Source organism: Pseudoalteromonas luteoviolacea (assembly GCF_001696455.1).
GTDB lineage: Bacteria > Pseudomonadota > Gammaproteobacteria > Enterobacterales > Alteromonadaceae > Pseudoalteromonas > Pseudoalteromonas luteoviolacea_C.
This window is the reverse complement of the sequence record NZ_MAUJ01000001.1, coordinates 663,614-681,622: the sequence shown is the minus strand read 5'-3', so window position 1 is coordinate 681,622 and position 18,009 is coordinate 663,614. Positions and strand designations below refer to the sequence as shown.

The following is an 18,009-nucleotide window of genomic DNA, read 5'->3' as shown; positions in this document are numbered from 1 at the left end:
CTCCGCTTCCTCAACCTGCCAAAACCATAACTGTAAAAGTTTACCCAAGGTATTACACTCACCTTACAACCATTGCTGTACAAACAATAAAAACCTAACACTACTACATTAAAATAAGTCTTTCTTTATCGATACTATCTAGGAACTCTTGTGCTGCGGCCTTATTTTCCTCATTCTTCGAGCGATTGGTTCGATAGTCAGTCGCTATCTCTTCGAGCTTCTGTAAAATCACTCGACGGTCTAAGATAGACTTCGCTTTGTGATACTCATCAAGTTTGTCAGCCACTTTAGCTTTACTCCAACTCAGCTCAATGAACCAGAAATTCTTACGCTGTACAGCTTCACTCCATACCTTTGAAGTCCAAATATATGTACCACTGTTTGGGAGTTTCTCCCGCTCAGTCTTAAATTTCTGATAAATTTTTCCAAACTTCAATTGCTGTGGCATCAGCTTCAGCAAGCTTGTATACCTTTCTTTAATATCCTCTTTTTGGTCTCGGCTGAGAGGGCTATAAACTGTTTTTCTCGCGACTTCAGGTAACTTCCTCTTTGCTTCTTCTTCTGTATACTCTATTTGACTGCCGTCTTTCTCTAACTGTGTCACCCATTTATCGACGCCTAAGTTTTCTTTTGTAACTTTCACGGGTTCTGGCTTTTTGTTCGCAAATTCTCCACTGGAGCGTTCAATATGATAGCCTTTGCCGTCTGGGTTCTTTTTAATAGTCCCTTCCAAGGTATATTCACCTAATGTCCAATCACCAATAGAAACTGACGCGATTTCCTTTTCAAAGGTCAATACCTTGGCTTTAATGGACGCACCCACCTCAGCTTCGAGTGAGCCAGTTAAACTAAAGTCACCTTGCATGGGCCAGTCTTTATCAATACCAAAATGGCCAAAGCTATCTCCCCCTTTACCCCGCGTATACTTCAGTCTCCCTGAAGCCAGAACTTTGCCTTCTACCCCGCCCCTAATCTCACCAAATAGACCACCCTGCACTTTTGCAAGGTATGGTACGCCGACAAATGCACCCGCTTCTATCCTTGCCTTTGCCTTAGCACTTGCAGATGCCTCACCAATAACGTTAAATATCATGTCGGTTTCGGTGTTTTCTTCTTCCTTATTTTTTAAAGTCGCGCCAATGCCGGCGCCAAACTCAAACCCACCACTCACATCGATAGCGACACCTGCAAACCCTGCTCCGACCGGAAAGTCTAGTGAAAATGCAGGGAAGTCAATGCCCTTTTTCCATTCTCCTTTAATGCCCCCTTCTCGCTTATCATTATCATAATAAGCCTCAAGACCTAAGATTCTGGCTCGCAGTAGTTGTAGGCCATTATTTTCATCTTTCTCATACGTAAACTTACCACCTTCGAACTTAATTGATGATAACCCTTGATGCACTTTTAACTGTTTTAGTTCAAAGACTTTGCCAAAGTCGAAATTACCAGAGAAAAAACTAGAATCCACAACCGCTTTATCATTAGCGATCTTTGAATTATCGTGATCCAGATCCATGTAGGCATTTTCTGCTTCAATTTTTTCTTTCGTGAATTTTGCTTTGCTCAGAGCCAGTGTCATCGTTGTATGTTTGCTAACGGGTATTTCAACTTCCGCTTCCTCTATTTCACCTCCTAGCTGCTCGTCGTGATACATCACCTTTGCTTGGGTTACCGATGCTTTTACCCCTGCAGGCAAACCATACAATGAAACATCAGTTCCTACTTCAAATTCAGGCGCCGCATCCTTGGCAACTTCAACTTCGCCAGAAAGATTACTTACAGATAAATAGTTTGGGATTACTTCAAACGTATCGGTTGAAGAAATTTTTGCACGTGAAGATTTAAATTTACCGGCTGTATCCAGTTTTAAATTAAAGTCACCATCGAGTTTTTTCTTATCCCAAAGAGGCACATGGGCATCACCTGCGAAATGCACTTCTTTTTGCTGCTTATTGTAGTGCAAGGATAATAGATCTGAATAAACGCGCTTATCTGCAATATCTAACCCGACAATACTGGCTTTAAAGCTAGACAAACCCTCTTCATTTATGACAAGTTCATCGCCTAGCACTTGATGCGCACTGATAAATCCACTGAATCCGACACCTTGTTGACTGGCAAATACAGGTGCGACTGACACCTCCCAACCTGAGCCGAATGGCAATTTCACATCAATGTCACCACCAAATTGCTGACCGAGCAGATTTACCTTCGCCACGCCTGTACCATGAAGACCAGCCCGCTTCGGTCGATTTGCGCCATCTTCCCACTCCATTAAGTCCGGCTGATTAATACCGAGTGAAATAAACTTATTATCGACAATATTTGGCGATGACTCGGAGTCGGAGTCGGAGTCTGTATCAGATGGTTGCTCTTCAGATGGGTCACTATCCGCGCTCACGCCAATTAAGCCCGCCACTCTGCTCGATAACTTATCTTGAATATACTTAACCCAAGCTTCTAGGTTTTCTACTAAGGCACTTAATGCTGCATGAGCATCTTTACCTTTTTTGAGCCACTGATAGATGTATGCTTCATCTATATCCCCCCAAGCCATGGCCACCCAGCCTCCATTGTAAAATTTGTTGGCTACCCACAACCACATTTTACCAATAGCCCATAAAACGGCAGACACCACTCCCGCTGGTACTTTCGCCAGAAAAACCAACGCCTGAGCAATGGCTGTCACCCATGGGTTTAAAGACTTCAGCGATGTCATTGCGTAGTTAAAAACACTGGCAATGATTAACTTAGCGGTTTGGTCTCCATTAAAATGATCCCAAACAACTTGAGATGCATAACGTTTTGCAACGTCGACGCCTGAAGACAGCAAGTCGACACTTACAGAATCGGCATCAAGTGCCTTGCTGACTGAGAGCGCTGTTTTGGTGGGGTAAAGTTGTGAAACAGGGTTTAACTCCTGTTCTTGCTGTTGTTTTTGCATTTAAAAGTTTTCCTTTTGTTGAGACAAAGAAATATGAAGAGGTGTGAATAGAATTAAAAAGGCTTGAATACCTGCGCTGTAGAAGAGCCAACTTACAACCCTTCGACAGTGCAGTTCATAGCCCTTTCAGGTTGTCGCGGAGCAACGCGGTAACTTAGATTTGGTAGGTGCTCCAAAGCGGCTTCGAAATCGAGATGACGCGTTCAATGTACTAAGTTAAGTAGGTAGCAATTGAGGTGAATTTTTAAGGACCAGACTGAAATGATGTATTTAGAATGTCTAGCCCTGTATTAAAAATAGAGCTGATTATAAATTAAACGTAATCGCTTTTAACTTTATCTATATACGCACGTATCGCTGTGTTAATTTCACCAATATATTGAATATATTCAGTTTCACCAGTCACGTAATCTAGTTCGAATGGGTTGTCAGTTCGACTCGCATTTTGGCTATCTGTTAACGCATCAACAACGTCATCATAATCAACTTCTTCAAAATTCATATGTCCACTAAAAGTTTCATTCACATATTGCACTGTATTGAGCACGTTTTCTTCCCAGTAGTGCTTCACAGCCTCTATATAATCGGTTGGCTGCGCTTCTTTTTTCGGTGACATTTGAGACTTATACCAAGCGTCAGATTTCTCTTCCAAGGCGTGTAGAATTTTGTCGGCCTTATTGCTTTCAGACGTCTCTGTATCTTCAATCACGCTTTTGACAAATTCAGCGACTTTAGGCAGAACATACTTTATGAATGACTGAGCACTCCTTGATGAGCTGTTTAATGGGTGGTATTTATTTCTTTTAATGTAAGTGTGGATTAAATCTTGTACGGCATTAAGGTCTAGACTTTTCAGATCAATATCGTCATTTTTACCGAGTATCTCTGTTTTGGCGAGGCTGCTCATATCAACCGAAAAGAAGCCACTATTTCTGATGGGTACCTTATATTTGGCCGCATTTTTAAGTCCTTTGCGCTGAGTAATCATGTAACTCGAAAACATCGCGGCAAATGCTCTTCCTTCTTTTGACTCAACACGCGCAGCCTGTTGCTTTTTACCGTATGAAGGTAATTCCTGTAGGTTATCGTTCTCGACTCCCCATGGGTTCTGAGTTAAAAACTTACGCCATACATTTTCTTCTGCATCTTTCCTATACGTAAAGGTTAACCCAGGCTCCGATGGATAAGCATCTTCTGTGATTCTCCCCCCAATATGGCTTAAAATACTCGCCGTGTACTCAAGTAAGTTTGACTCCATATTATATATGTACCCAGGGGTTGAAAAAGCAATGCCATGGGGCTCCTTCTTCGTTTTAGATACTTCAGAGTCAGCTCTAACTTCATTCTCTTCGAGTATTTTTTTTACAATACTGGGATCTTTGATTTGCATGTCATCATCTAAATGAATGATGGATAGATAATCGTATTCTCCATCAGCAGCTTTATCGATAATTTTTAAGCTACCGATATGCTTAATGGTTTCATTTCTAAGGCCTCGATGCGGAATAACAAAGTTCTTATTTTCTGACCAATATTTTTTAGTAAGATATCTGAGTACATGCTTGGCATTATCAGGGCCCATGCTATTGTTGCCATTCATTTTCTCTTCTGGGTCAAGCGGGTACTTCTGCCAATGCGTCAATACTTCTAGATGGTCTTCTTCATAATTTTCAGCATCTGAATACGGATTTAATTTATAAGGCAATGCCCATCCGCTGCCAAATGTCGTCATATGTTTTTGTTCGCTACTTGCGGGGATATCACCAAACCCAGGTGTTTGATAAGTATTTACATTAGCAATAATATGAAAGTTTGGGTCATCTTCTGAAAAGCCAGCCATGCCTCTGATACGAGAAACATTATGATTTAACCCATCGACATCCCATTTAAAATGTCCCGCAGGGGGCACATAATTAATTCCTCCACGATGCAGACTTTTATTAAATACTTTATCGGTCGAAACATCTTTCCATTTCCCAACGTCTTTATTGAAAGCCGGGTTATCTTGGCCCTTTATCATTGCGCCAATTAAAACATGTTTCTTTTGTTCTGTTTCCATTTTGATACTCCTTGATCACACTCGGTCAGAGAAACAAATTACCTCTGCTTATTCGTTTCGTTCTTTTTTCGTGTTTGGTGCGATAACCTTATAGATGACCAAAGTGACAGTGCCTGTAGGATCATTTACCCAAATAGGTAGCTAGAAAGGTCATTTAGGTAGTTTGAATATGACTTTTTCTAAAACAACTTTGGTTATGTCATCACCTGACTCATCTTCTTTAATGGCGTTTTCAATCACGCCTTGCATTTTCTCAGTAAAATACTGCCTCAGCTTTTGCTTACTCTTTTCGCTGTCTTTACTTTGCAAATTGAACCCTTGGTTTTTTCCTAAAGATAGAACCTCATAATCAAACGTTTCATAAGAAGTTAAACTTGCGCGTTTTTTATCTGAAAGACCGAGTATTTGTTGGTGTACAGATTCCGATTGTTCGATAATGCGTTTAGCCAACACAGCTTCTTCGAAATAGGTGCCTGACCCCAATTTACGCTCAATCTCTTCGTCATTTTTCTCGTAAATTGAAGCCAACATTGCCTGAATTTTTCCACTCTCCGTTGCAATGTGCTGGTCTTTCGCTTCATCCGCTTGTTGTTGCTGCAATTTTTGAAAGCGGGCATGCTCCTGCGCTTGTACAAGCCTTAACCTGTCTTTCTCAATGACTCGGTCTGCCTCCGTTTCAGGCCTCTCTCGTGAAGGGTCCAGCTGGTTCGAAAAACGATCTAACTTACTGATTAACAGCGATAAAAAATTTGCACAGTGTTGCACGCATGACGCCATAGGCTGCTCCTTACGCCATGGCGCTTTATCTGGGCCAAACCACACTTCACTCATAAAGTAAGGGCCCGACGATTTACGCTCTATAGAATCCATGAGTAATTTAGGTGCCGCACATGTCCAGTCACTCTCTTCAAACGCGGTTGAAACTGCACTTTGAGCTGCTTTTTGCTCCTCCTCTGACTCTAATTTTAATTCATTTTCTAAACTGGCTAGGAAGGTGCGCTTGGTCATTGGGTCTCTACTTACCGCCGATAGACCATACTCACTGGCAACCCTGTCCTTAAATATACGGGCTTTAACAGATGCCTTTTCTCCCGAAACAGCGCCCAAAGAGTGAGACCCGGCAAACATGACGCCCAAAGCCCCATTTTCACTGTTTGGCACCTCTATACTCATTTTTTTCGCCGCGCTTTGAGCCACAGAAAGTGATGTTTGAGTTTGATATACCGTCTTCCCCAATTGTTGTAGCTGTGTGTTTTCAGCACCATATTTAACGTTATCGTCTAGTCGTACGTCTTTTACTTTTTTGCTGGCTTGCATGTTTCCTCCAAAGACATTTCCTGCGCGTTTTACCTAGTTTGCGATTTTATGTACGCGATAAAACTCGAAGCTAAAGACTCAATTCATAAAAAACCTCCTCTGTGCTGCCGCCTACTTTTATTCGCTTGTATTCGGTAAAACCGGTGCGCGTCAAAATGCGTCTAGACGCATAATTGTGCAGCCAAGCTGAAGTTTTGATGTGAGAAAGGTGTAGAGGCTTTGCAAGTTGTTGGATATGAGAGATCGCCAGCTTCACCCCCGCCTTACCAAAGCCTCGGTTTTGATAGTCGCAACCAATCCAAAATGACATCTGGGCAGCTCGTAATGCACTTGAAGTGTCTCCTGCATCTGCGCAGTATTCCTGATTATCAAAGTCAACGACCACACCGCCTATTAAGCCGAAGCCTTCGTGCACTAACGCAAAATGCGCTTTTTGATTAAGGTCCCCTTCCTCAAGCCAAATTGGCCAAATCGACTCCAGTTGAGCAAACGTGTTTAAGCGCACACTCCGTAATCGCTCTGCAATGTCTGGGCGACGATATTGCAAAAAAAACTCGCCTAATTGGTGTTGACCAAGAGGTAAAAGTTTTAGCCCCACTCCTTCTAATCGCTCATCTGTTATAGAAGGCTCAAACCATGCAACCCGTGCACAGCGATTTCGAAAGGCAAAAACATCCGATTTTAACTTTCGCACTTGGGTGTCATCAGGATTCAAATCCGACGCTAAGGTAATACTTTGCTCGGCGATATCTAGCTCACCCGTAGCCCAAGCCGATAGTGCTAAATTGTGCAAGCAAGCCGTACTTGGGCCACTGATGTCCATTCGCATGAGCATGCAGGATTTTGCAAGCGACCAATGACTCAGATCTATGGCTAAAAGGCCCAGTTCAAATGCAAAGGTCTCATATTCCATGTCGACCACGTGGTTCTGCCACACGTTGTCGAGCATGTCACACAAAGCTATTCGAGATGAAACAGAGACCCCTTTTTTCAATAAGCGCGGTAAAAATTTGGCAAGTACTTTTGGGTCATACCCACTTTGGACAAGATGCGCTTGGATCTGCTCCTCGCTTAATACATCCACTACATTACCCAAGCTATTAATGACGTGCGCGCTGGTTACGGGTGAACTGGACTTACATATTTGCTCGAAGACATGTCGTGTATAGTCAAAGTTGCTGTTCAATCGATGACTCATCGATAAGCTCACTTGCTCATGACCACATGGTAGCTCTATGGTTTTCACTTTATTGTCATCGGCTAACACTTGGTTAAGCGCCATAAAATCAAGTGGCAGAGTTATCTCGCAGTCGCGCATGTTCCCAGGTAGCGTGGTCCCTTGTGCTTGCTGCGCGCCATCACTGATAAGCTGCATGCTTCCTTTGGGAAATGTTATCTCAAATTCACGTATCACTTTGACGGCGTTGTCCGGGACCGCAATCATTTTACTCACGCCATCTAGGGTATGATGCTGAAGTACTTTTTTTACCCATTCACTGAGCGCTTCATTGCGCTTGGTGGCTTCTTCATCAATAGATGTTTGTAGCCAGTTTATTGCCACTTCTTGGTTGTTGTGTTGCGCTACGCGCTTTAAAGTGTGTTGTTTATGCATCTCCCAAAGCAATGGCATTTCGCTTTGCGCTTGCTGAGAATGAGACGCCTTGTTTAAGCAATCCCCATAATTTGAAATTAAAGCCAGTTCCGCCCGGAAAATTTGTTGGTAATGAATATGATAAATAGTCTGGGGGAGTTGAGAGAAGACCTTATGGCCAATGAGTATTGCTGGGTTTGCATCAGTGATTAAGGCAGTGCCATCGAGTGCATGAGTCGGTATCGTGCTCGAAGATGATGTGTCCCAATTAACTATCAGCGCCTGTTGTCTTTCGTAAAAGTAGCTAAAGTCAGGGTGGTTAGATAAAAGTGTTTGGTTATGCTTGCCATCAACAGTAAAAACCATGCATAGCTTGGTTTCTATCAGTCCCTGTGACGCCTGTTCATGCAACAGTCTACGTAGCAAGGCTAACCCAAGGCGATAGTTAACAACACCAAGTAGTAATAAATAAACTGGTTTTGATAGATCAAGCAGCTTACTTTGATTCGCTTCATGCAACCAAGCCAGTATAGACTCAGCATACAGTTCAATCCACGCTTGATTATACCCAAGGTTTCGAATCGTTTTGGGCCAAACCTTTGCTTCTAAAGCAGGCATAAAAGCGCATCCGTGTTTTTGCTCCTCCGTTAATGGCGTTGACTGAGGCGCCAAACTGAGCGTTGCGTACTCCACGCCTTTAAACGCCTTACCTAAATTATCCAGATTTGCTTCATTTCTTTCTGTCATTGTTCATTTCTGTTGTGGTTATTTCAGGTATTAGCCCCCACTACTCCGCTAGCCTGATGATGTAATTTAACTTACCCGAACCATGACTGGGTGGTTCGATAAACGGCCGCCCAGCTATTCCGTCGCATTTTGCAAAGCCATGTGGTAAATCGTCTCCAAACCATAACAAAACAACTCCCATTGGTACTTGACCTAAAATTGGGGGAGCCACCGAGTTACTTTCTGTTTGTGGTGATGCGGCTAACCAAAACGTGCCATCGACAATCAGACTGCCTTTGACAGTGAGGTTTTCGGTTATTTCAATACCTGAGTCTCGTTTGTTGATTCCATCTTCACCAAACATGACGCAGGCATCTATCAACTTTGCAAATTGAGACTCTGTAGGCTTGGCACCTCGACGAAAAAAAGACTTGAGCGTTTCTCTCAACAGCTTTGTCATGATGGGTTCTCAATTAATTTTTATTCTGAGTTACTGGCTATATCAGGTTAAACGCTTGCCAACGCTGTTTATTTGCTTTCAAAGCAACCAGTTTAAAAAACTTACTCGACTCTTTACGCAACGCTGTAACATTGCCCACTTCAAGCTCGCCTTCAACGCGCTGCCAAAGGCCTGTTTCTGTAATTTCATACAGTCCATTTTGCGTTTCATCTACTTGTGCCATTAAAAGCACTTTAGATTGCCAGTGCTTTGGTGACAGTGGTTTACTTAACACTTGCTCGGATTCAAATACAAAATCCACAGTGCCAAGAAAGCCGATATACCTTTCCATGTGTTGTTGATGTGCGTTAAAACGATTAAGTAGCGCGTTGACGTTCAAATATTCAAAAGCCATGCTTGCCAACCTCATAAGATCAAAGTGGCCAAGTTTTTCACTTGGCCACTTTGGTTATGCTATGACTGCACCGTCACTGATTAAGACGTGGGACCACTGATCACCTTCCATCAACTTGTAGAATTCGGTCGATGATGTAGGCGGTGTGCCTAAAAGCTCCACTAGGTTGCCTAACTCAATATTTGGATAGGTGATTCTGTTCAGAGTATCGGCGATTCTCTGGTAAACCCCATTTTGCGAAGGTATCGATTGCTTAGTTAGCAATATCTTGTCACCATCAGCGAGGTTTAAGGTATTAGTCAAAAAGTTATCATTGTTCGCTGTCGATAAATCAACGTTCGCATCCTTTTTAACTGTATTGACACGATCAACAATACCTGTGTATCTATAAAGTGATTTAGTCGCGGTCATATTAACTGCGATTTGCTCTGCATCGATCGCAGCGAGAATTCCAGAAAGTGTCTTCTGTGCCATAACGGCCTCCTTGGTTAAGGTAGCGTGTATATCAGTTTGCTACGGGTGTATGAACTATGAATTGAAAAAGCGAACTACTCACTTGGGGCTTAGCCAAAATCCGCTTAATAAGATATTGATTGGAAATAAAAAAGTGATTATCGATTAACTTTTGTCGAACAAACGGTAGTTCGAAACTTGATAATGTACAAACGCACTTGTGCCATTGTCATTACCTATACTGGTAATGCGACCTACGATGCCTCCTTCAAACGCGATGGTGCCACCAGTAAAGTCCGTTGTATTGAGATCAATACCGTGGTCTTCAAACCAACTCCGACTACCAAGGTTATTAAAACCGGGGGTTGAGCTATTATGGCTATGCGCTGAAGTGGTCGACACACTTGCTTTATCTTTGAGGTAATTCTTTTCCTCTTTACCAGCTGTATATAACGCCACTATTCGTCGGCTAGCTGGTGCGCCATTTTGTGCAACATCTTGGTCATAGAGTACATTTTGACGCTCATCTAACAGCTTGCTGTTATCCCAGTGGTTATTTTCAACCAATTTACCTAAGTATGTGACTAAGCTTTGTGCAATCAAGAACCGTTCTTTACTCGACGGGTTGAACACTTTTCGAATAAAGCCTAAATGACTTTGTAGACTGCCAGATATCTGTTGCCAACTACCGTTAATGTATTCCCACACTGTATTATTCTGCGCATCGTAAATTTTCGACACATCCAAACCACCACGCAGATCTGTATTAAGGTAGGTAGAATTTGGCTGAGAGTATGTAATATAGCCGTATGACTGCTTACCTTTAAAACGGTGCAATGCTGAGTCTGAGTTTAAGTCCACAACAATTTCACTTGCAGATTGGAAGTCATTTAGCTGGTTCCAAGGGGTCACGTAGAACTTAAATATATCCCCCTGCCTTTGTACTTTGACCCGAACTTTTTTGTTGCTCCAACCGCCTCCGGTACCAATATTATATTGGCCAAGTAATTTGTCTGAGCCACTTCCCACGCCCGCGTAGCCAAAGTAAACGCCACAACCTGTAGAGCTAGGCGGCGTACCTCCAGTATTCAATACCAACGTCAATACATAGTTGATATTGCCTTCACGAACAAAAGCAGCCACAACTCCAATCGTATCGTTGTCGCCATTGTCAGAAGTAAGTGTGGCCTCTAAGGTATAATTATCGACTTTTTCTGATGACACAAACCCGTTAGGTGGCGAGACATTAAGCGGCATAACAACACTGTCTGAAGATGCATTGTAATACCATGCTGTTGCATTTGAGCTGCCTCGGGATTCTGCATCTTGCTTATTCGTAAAATATTCATTGCCATTAAAACGTGCCCAGTCATTGAATATATCCTGCATGGTCGGCGGGCTATAACTTTGCCGAGCTTGCTCAGCTTGTTGTTGCGTGCGATAAACAAACGATTCGAGCTCTGGTAGAGGAGTCACGTTAATATAGACAACCCCTGTTTGCTCTATACTGTGGCCGTTACGGACTCTATAATTAAACTGTGCAGGTTGCTCTGCAAGCCCTGTTGAGGTAAACGTAATTGTATTACCACTGAGCGATACCGTACCACCTTGTGCATTACTTACTGAAATCAATGTTAATCCAGTTCCTGAGCCGTCTTCATCATTATTCACCAGCTGCTGTCTGCTGATCAGCAACGACTCACCTTGCTGTAAGCTAAAGGTATCTGGGTTGCAAACAATTGGCGGCACCGCAATTACTGACATAGTCACAAAATGTGTTTTTCTTATACCACTACTGTTTTCAACTGTGTAATCAAAGCGAGCTGCACTCCCCACAACATTTGTGGAAGTAAACTCAATATTTGAGCCATCAATTCTTACGGTGCCAAATTGGGCATTTTGCACTGTTATAAGGTTTACCGGGTCATTACCATTACTGTATTCGTCGAAACTGCCGGAAAGAATATTGGCGATTGGAATTATTGCTTTGCGCTGCGTATAAACCTCAAAAGTCTTGTCAGGCAGTCGAATTGTCATGGCTGATTTGCCGTAAAATTCGCTAATAGCGATGGTATCTCCGGGCACCTTGTCAACATGTTCACTGTAGAAGCCCAGCTCGTAAGGTTGAGAATCGCGGTACTCTTCACCAATGTCTTTGAGAGAAATAGGGCCATTGCTTTGTAAAGTCATAATCCTTCACCTCACTGCTATTTGGACTCAAGCGTAACTAGCTTACTTTGTAGGCTAGCGACTTTACCGTTAAGCTCTTTAATACTTTCTACCAATAGCCCGACTAAATTACCGTAAGCCACTGAGTAGTACTCACCCTCTTGATGCACCGCCTCAGGGAACGCACCTTTGACTTGTTGTGCTATTAAACCGGTATAGCGCCTATTATCATCAAAATCTGAACGCTCGAAAGTCACACCATCTAACTTGTTCACAATCTCCAATGCGTTTTCAATAGGTTTGATATCTGCTTTTAATCGTTCATCTGAAAATGCGGTGACATCTTTCGTTGCGGTAATTGCACCGGTGACGTTCAAATCACCATTAAATGTCGCCTCTGTAATGTTTACTTGACCGACAAGCTTGGTGTTGAGTGACTTCAAAAAGCGCTGATCTGACTCCGCCTTGGTATAGCGATTAGTTGACTCAGCAGTGCGAGTAGAAACCTCTAGCTGTAAACTGGACTGCAATCCTGCGACCTGTTGCTGCCTTGTTGTAATTTCTCCGTCTAAGTCTTCTTCTATCTTTTGACTTCGCGCATCGTTTTCCAGCACATAGGTCGCAAATGCGGCATCCGACTCGGTATCAATAGAGTTAATTAAATCGACAATTTCTTTGAAAGAATCAGCATCCGCATCACTGGCATGTAAGATACTATCGATGCGATCCTTTTGTTCATTTATCTTAGCGGTGTAATCGGCGGTGAGCCCTTGTTCAGAGGCATTGAGCTTTTGTTTAAACAAGGCGGCATCAAGCAACTTATGAACACGCTCAGCTTCCACATCTGCTGATGTCGCAATATCCGCTGCATGTTGATTATTAGTAACTTGTATGCCCATCCCAGCGAGTGTTATTTGTGCTGTGGCTTGCCATTGATTATCTATTTCGCCATCTGCATTTTCAAATCGCGAGAGTAATACAAAGACTTTATGCTGATGCCTTGCGCCTTCATGTATTTCCACCGCATACCCATGACGCAATATAATCGCATGGGCAGGATCAGGTTCCACGAACTTAGCATTGGCTTCATATTGCCAGATGCAATTTTCGGCAGCATTTGATTGAGCCGTTAGCAACACTAAATCACCGGCTTGTAGCGTAATTCCATCTATTTGGCTCGGCGCAGCCGACAGATCAATATTTGCCTCTGTTTCCACGCACACAATCGTTGCTTCGCTTAATAATGGATTGGCAACTCTATCCATTTTTTGATCTAACCATTGACCGTGGTCAGCATTGAGTACCTTTACCGAGCTGCCATCTCTCATGTCGCTTGTCTCAGCAAAGTCCAGCATGTCTGGTGGCACTTGGCCACCTTTCAATTCATTGGCATTCAATGATGTGAGTAAATTACCATTACCCTCAAAGTACTTCGCTTTCACTTTGGAGTCATCGGCAATGACGGTTAAATCAATATGCGCGGGCAAACTCGCGTTGTTTAGATTGGTAATATCATTACCGTTACCGACAATACGACCTGCTGTTAAAACTGAACTCGCAGCCATGCCCCCTTGAGTTAAGTCCACCACCTCAGGAAAGCGAGCATTTCTGAAGCTTGATGCGTAAAAGTCTGGTACATCAAAGTTTTCGACCTTTTCCCATTGTAAGCTTTGCTCTTCTGGCGCAGTGACATAATGGTAGTAACTCGCATCATTATCTTTAGAGCGATTAGCTTTAATCAACATGCCATCAAACTCATCTATCACCTGCTTCGTCAACGTCGCAACTACCCCACCTTCTCCATGGCTGTAACCGAAGGTATATACGCCGTTTTCTTGCGGGTTATCTTGTAGGTATAAAAGTACCGACTCGCCAGAAACTAATTGGTATTGTGCAAGCACTTCCGCCAAGTCCTCGCTCAGATCGGCAAGCGGTTCAGTAATCGCGCAGTCAACCACCATACCAAAGATGTGCGCCACCAAACTAAATGTTGTCCTGTTATCCGTTGAGGCATCGATGAGTTTACGAAATTCGTCTTCTGTGGGGATGTCTCCGTTTTCAAAGTAGCCTCTAAGCTCTGTATTCAGCTCTGAATGTTTCATATTTTACCTTTGGTGATTAATCGTTTATGTGAAGAAATGCAGCTACTCAAAGTGACACCGAGTAGCAGTCTGTAATTGGCGTAAAGCTGCGCAAAAACCTAAGTAGATTTATTTTCCATGTCCGTTTCTATTTCTTGAATAATTGGCAATATATCTGGTGTAAATACCGGCACTGGTACCGACAACGAGAGCAACAGTGTCGGTTTAGGCGTAGATCCAAGTGCTTGCCACACTTGGCCACTGACCTTTTCGCTATGCTCATTGCCAAAAAGTTGCGTCCGGATACCATATGGTTTGTCTTCAACACCGTATTTGTTCAATATTTCTTCGGGTAAAAAATCGTAAGCGCCAAGGCCGCATAACAAGTAACTCAATACTAAATGCTCTAACTCAGCGCTTCCCGCCTCTGCTTTACTCCATACAGTAAGCATGTAGGTGAGAGAAACAAACCTAGGTTCTTTTTGATACACTCGATGCGTTTGTGCCGTGTTCAAATATGTTCTAGGGGGTTCACTTTGCCGCCGTGTCACATCCTCGGCTATCCCAATGAGGTAACAGTTGACAGTGGGTTCATCACTGACGGCCTTATCAAAAAAGTTCTTATCTGGTGCCACAAAGCTCAAAGCGATTTCGCTGTTTTGTGCACTTTCTATATCAAGGTCGACAGATAAGATCCGTTCGTTAATAAAGGTTTTGAGCGCTTGCTGCACTTTATAAACAATCTTTGGGTCCATTTTAGTTTCCTTCTAACCAAACTTTGATTTCGTGTTGCGCCATAAACCCTTCATGCTGCTTTGACAGCTCTCTAAGTAAGGCTTTTGCGATATTTTCCTTACTTATGCGCGATTGATTTAATATCAGGCTTTGCAACAGAGCCACTTCGGTAATATTGATGATTTGTGCTGCGCTGAGTTCAAACCGCTTTGCCAACCCACTGACGCTATCATTTAAAGTTTTGTCAGCATTGTTTCCTAAAACACGCTCCCATATTGCAAGGCGTTGACTTGGGTTTGGCAAAGTAAACTCAATGACACTGTGAAAGCGGCGGAGAAACGCTTCATCTAGATTGGCTTTGAGATTTGTACTTAACAGCAGTAACCCAGAGTACCTTTCCATTCTTTGTAATAAATAACTCACGCCCATGTTTGCATTTTTGTCGTGACTAGACTCTACGTCACTGCGTTTCGCAAACACGGCGTCCGCCTCATCAAACATCAAAATTGCGTTGTATCGCTCCGCTTCATCAAACAACTTCGCGAGATGCTTTTCTGTTTCTCCAATCCACTTACTGGCAATGTTTGCCAAATTGACAATGTAAATAGGAAGCTGTAATTCACCGGCGATGGCCTCAGCGGCCATTGATTTACCGGTACCTGGGCGACCCCAAAAAAGCGCCTTGCAGCCATCGGTAAATCTGGGCAATCTACTTTTCAACTCTGTTTGATAGTTAATCCGCGAGACTAATTCGTGGAGTTGCTGAGCGACACCTTCGGACAGCACCATATCATTGAGGCTAAACCTCGGCTCCATTAAGCTCGCTAGCTCTTGAGGGCCTTTTCTTTGTTCTTTCAAGCATCGAGATTTCAAGGCTTGCCAAAAATCTACGCCAGATTGTTTTTGTGCTTCAGAAGCAATGGCTGACATTTTGTAAATAGGCACGGGGTATCTAGAAGCAACCAGCTCCGCTTTGTTTCTATCTTCTGAATTAATTGCCGCCTGTGCTGACAGCTTTATCCACACCTGTGTTAATACGTCGATACTAGGAAGACTCGGTGTGATTTCACAAAAGTTCAGCAACGACTCTGACATTGCGTCATTCGAAAAGAAAAAACACAGCACTTTTTGCCTTTTTACTATGTCCATAAAGTCATAATCGGAAGAAAAATGACGCTCAACCCAACTGGGTACAACAACAAATACCTTTTTCCCGCCAGATGCTAAAAGTAACGCGGCAAGGCCGTGGATGACAGAGGCGCTGCCAGTGTCACCTGGCGCTTCAACTGGTATATAACTTACAAGCGCAGAATGCGTAGCCGCCAGCTGTTCGACATACCAGCGTTTGAAAGTCATATCTTGGTTGTTAATTTTATAGAACTGACAGCTTTCTAGGTCACCAAGCTGCTCCTTAAACACAGAAAATGCCCTATCTACGCTTTTGGTAACTGGGTAAGAAAACAAGCCCTCAGCGGTGAATCGTATCTCTTTAGATTGTAAAAAAGCGCGTAATTCAGGTAATAAGCGAATATTTTGAGTCAAGCCTAGTTGTGTGTTTGACTGTAATAACCCCCACCTAAAAGCTAAGCTATGACAGATACCTGCGTTTAAAATGGCACGCTTTCGAGCAGGTTGATGAGATAGAACCAATAACTTATCTAGGCTTAAATATGGCCCTTGTTCAAACCAGGTCAGTCCTAAATATGGCGTCAGGCTGTCTGGCTCGATCTCTTGAATAAATACCAAAGCAATGAGCTTTAATTCGTAGCCGCTTAACCCAAAGCGCTCTTTTACAAACTGAAATTTGCCTAATGTGATAATTTTATCCAAGACATCATGAAGATTGGCCAAATGAGCGCTAAAGTTATCTTCATTATTTTGTAACGAGACGCCTACTTGGTAAAAACTTTGGGCGAGTGATTTTTCCAATTCAACCTGAACATCATGCTGCTTTTCATCAAAGTGGCTAGTCATCAATCACCCCGCTTTCATCAACATGGATAGTTCTGCTTTTCTGTCTTTATTCCCCAATATCCAGTTGGAATCTAAAATTTCATTTGCCGCAAGTGTAAAGTCTTCAATGCATAAAGCTGCCAGTAGTTTTTTAAGCTTCTTCAGCCCATCAATGTTGATGGTAAACGCCATATTCAATAGAACCTGTTTACGCGCCTCACTAAGTTGATGAAATATTGGCAGGTCTTGCTTCATTGCAGTAAGCAGAACGGCCAAGTCGCGCTCTAACATTTGTTCCGCTTCAATTTCACTTATACCTGTTTGATATAACTTTCTGCCGACGCCAATCGTCAGCTCCCCTGTTTCATTTATTTGGGGGACGCAAGTTAGCCCTTCGTGGCAAATTAATTGCACTTTCAGTGCTTCCATCATTTCATTGGAAAGTGCATTACGCATCACGCCTCCTCCGTCAGACTAATTAGTGATGCAGGGATGGAGATTAGGAGGCTTTGTTCAATCCCTTGTAACTCGATCGCAAATACAGATTCGTTCTGAATATCAACCAACTGACCTCGGTATCCCCTTAAACTACCTGATTTAATTTCAACGATTTGCCCAAGCGCGAACTTGCGACTCGTAGGTTCACAGGGAAACTCTGAAGCGACAATGGTTTTTATTTTTTCTACTTCAGACGAGCTTATTACGCTCGGCTTACCGTTAAACTTTATATAGTCAACAAACCCATTTAAGCGTTTTATATAGTGATATTCATCGTCGTTTAAAAAAACAAACACATAAGATTTAAACAGCGGTATTGATATTCGTTTTACACGGTCACTCCACTGCCTACTCTCTGTTTTTAATGGCAAATAAAAGTCACACCCACTCGTGATTTTTTTAATTTGTTCGGCAAACTTTTTTTCGGCATTAGGCCTCGTATAAACCACATACCACTTTCTATTTATTGTCATTATAAATTCCAAGTATGCTCCGCCACATCGCCCACACAGTGAGCCAAGGTAAATTGGAGCTGGTTTTATCGATAGGTCACTTGCGAAGAAAAACAGTTTTGACCCTCTTTGTAATGAGCAGACGTGAAGTGGCTAGTTTCGTGAACTAAAATTGAA

13 protein-coding genes are annotated in these 18,009 nt (G+C 42.8%); all 13 read right to left on the bottom strand.

Annotated elements, in window-relative coordinates; translation table 11 throughout:
- Window positions 1-103: 103 nt before the first annotated feature.
- The 13 genes from A7985_RS02890 to A7985_RS02830 all read right to left on the bottom strand — a co-directional run bounded on the left by A7985_RS02890 (window position 104) and on the right by A7985_RS02830 (window position 17,853).
- Window positions 104-2,944: a hypothetical protein gene (locus tag A7985_RS02890; RefSeq protein ID WP_065788920.1), complete on the bottom strand. Its 2,841-nt coding sequence runs from the start codon at window positions 2,942-2,944 to the stop codon at window positions 104-106.
- Between the two features lie 313 nt (window positions 2,945-3,257).
- Window positions 3,258-5,003 carry a hypothetical protein gene (locus A7985_RS02885; RefSeq protein ID WP_065788919.1) on the bottom strand — a complete coding sequence of 582 codons (1,746 nt, stop codon included), beginning with the start codon at window positions 5,001-5,003 and terminating at the stop codon, window positions 3,258-3,260.
- 150 nt (window positions 5,004-5,153) lie between these two features.
- A complete protein-coding gene (locus A7985_RS02880; protein ID WP_065788918.1) occupies window positions 5,154-6,320 on the bottom strand; it encodes a hypothetical protein in 1,167 nt (388 codons plus the stop codon).
- Window positions 6,321-6,390: 70 nt separating this feature from the next.
- A complete protein-coding gene (locus tag A7985_RS02875; RefSeq protein ID WP_065788917.1) occupies window positions 6,391-8,658 on the bottom strand; it encodes a GNAT family N-acetyltransferase in 2,268 nt (755 codons plus the stop codon).
- A gap of 40 nt (window positions 8,659-8,698) precedes the next feature.
- On the bottom strand, window positions 8,699-9,097 hold the full coding sequence (locus A7985_RS02870; RefSeq protein WP_065788916.1) for a hypothetical protein: 399 nt from the start codon (window positions 9,095-9,097) through the stop codon (window positions 8,699-8,701).
- A 37-nt stretch (window positions 9,098-9,134) separates the two neighbouring features.
- Window positions 9,135-9,491: a hypothetical protein gene (locus A7985_RS02865; RefSeq protein WP_065788915.1), complete on the bottom strand. Its 357-nt coding sequence runs from the start codon at window positions 9,489-9,491 to the stop codon at window positions 9,135-9,137.
- A gap of 54 nt (window positions 9,492-9,545) precedes the next feature.
- Complete coding sequence (locus A7985_RS02860) at window positions 9,546-9,965, bottom strand: hypothetical protein (protein ID WP_065788914.1); 420 nt, start codon at window positions 9,963-9,965, stop codon at window positions 9,546-9,548.
- Window positions 9,966-10,109: 144 nt separating this feature from the next.
- Window positions 10,110-12,134 carry an Ig-like domain-containing protein gene (locus A7985_RS02855; RefSeq protein WP_065788913.1) on the bottom strand — a complete coding sequence of 675 codons (2,025 nt, stop codon included), beginning with the start codon at window positions 12,132-12,134 and terminating at the stop codon, window positions 10,110-10,112.
- Between the two features lie 17 nt (window positions 12,135-12,151).
- Window positions 12,152-14,215 carry a tail fiber domain-containing protein gene (locus tag A7985_RS02850; RefSeq protein WP_065788912.1) on the bottom strand — a complete coding sequence of 688 codons (2,064 nt, stop codon included), beginning with the start codon at window positions 14,213-14,215 and terminating at the stop codon, window positions 12,152-12,154.
- Window positions 14,216-14,313: 98 nt separating this feature from the next.
- Window positions 14,314-14,949 (bottom strand): DUF4255 domain-containing protein, encoded by a 636-nt coding sequence (locus A7985_RS02845; protein WP_065788911.1) that lies wholly within the window; start codon window positions 14,947-14,949, stop codon window positions 14,314-14,316.
- A gap of 1 nt (window position 14,950) precedes the next feature.
- Window positions 14,951-16,903 carry an ATP-binding protein gene (locus A7985_RS02840; protein ID WP_065788910.1) on the bottom strand — a complete coding sequence of 651 codons (1,953 nt, stop codon included), beginning with the start codon at window positions 16,901-16,903 and terminating at the stop codon, window positions 14,951-14,953.
- Window positions 16,904-16,906: 3 nt separating this feature from the next.
- Complete coding sequence (locus A7985_RS02835; RefSeq protein ID WP_065788909.1) at window positions 16,907-17,338, bottom strand: glycoside hydrolase family protein; 432 nt, start codon at window positions 17,336-17,338, stop codon at window positions 16,907-16,909.
- Window positions 17,338-17,853, bottom strand: coding sequence for a UpxY family transcription antiterminator (locus tag A7985_RS02830; protein ID WP_065788908.1), 516 nt, complete (start codon window positions 17,851-17,853; stop codon window positions 17,338-17,340). The genes A7985_RS02835 and A7985_RS02830 overlap by 1 nt, the downstream gene beginning before the upstream one ends.
- Window positions 17,854-18,009: the final 156 nt, after the last annotated feature.

What these genes read in the sequence shown, in the direction of transcription:
- A7985_RS02890 (WP_065788920.1), bottom strand. Translation starts at nt 2,944, where the DNA reads ATGCAAAAACAACAGCAAGAACAGGAGTTAAACCCTGTTTCACAACTT.
- A7985_RS02885 (WP_065788919.1), bottom strand. Translation starts at nt 5,003, where the DNA reads ATGGAAACAGAACAAAAGAAACATGTTTTAATTGGCGCAATGATAAAG.
- A7985_RS02880 (WP_065788918.1), bottom strand. Translation starts at nt 6,320, where the DNA reads ATGCAAGCCAGCAAAAAAGTAAAAGACGTACGACTAGACGATAACGTT.
- A7985_RS02875 (WP_065788917.1), bottom strand. Translation starts at nt 8,658, where the DNA reads ATGACAGAAAGAAATGAAGCAAATCTGGATAATTTAGGTAAGGCGTTT.
- A7985_RS02870 (WP_065788916.1), bottom strand. Translation starts at nt 9,097, where the DNA reads ATGACAAAGCTGTTGAGAGAAACGCTCAAGTCTTTTTTTCGTCGAGGT.
- A7985_RS02865 (WP_065788915.1), bottom strand. Translation starts at nt 9,491, where the DNA reads ATGGCTTTTGAATATTTGAACGTCAACGCGCTACTTAATCGTTTTAAC.
- A7985_RS02860 (WP_065788914.1), bottom strand. Translation starts at nt 9,965, where the DNA reads ATGGCACAGAAGACACTTTCTGGAATTCTCGCTGCGATCGATGCAGAG.
- A7985_RS02855 (WP_065788913.1), bottom strand. Translation starts at nt 12,134, where the DNA reads ATGACTTTACAAAGCAATGGCCCTATTTCTCTCAAAGACATTGGTGAA.
- A7985_RS02850 (WP_065788912.1), bottom strand. Translation starts at nt 14,215, where the DNA reads ATGAAACATTCAGAGCTGAATACAGAGCTTAGAGGCTACTTTGAAAAC.
- A7985_RS02845 (WP_065788911.1), bottom strand. Translation starts at nt 14,949, where the DNA reads ATGGACCCAAAGATTGTTTATAAAGTGCAGCAAGCGCTCAAAACCTTT.
- A7985_RS02840 (WP_065788910.1), bottom strand. Translation starts at nt 16,903, where the DNA reads ATGACTAGCCACTTTGATGAAAAGCAGCATGATGTTCAGGTTGAATTG.
- A7985_RS02835 (WP_065788909.1), bottom strand. Translation starts at nt 17,338, where the DNA reads ATGCGTAATGCACTTTCCAATGAAATGATGGAAGCACTGAAAGTGCAA.
- A7985_RS02830 (WP_065788908.1), bottom strand. Translation starts at nt 17,853, where the DNA reads ATGACAATAAATAGAAAGTGGTATGTGGTTTATACGAGGCCTAATGCC.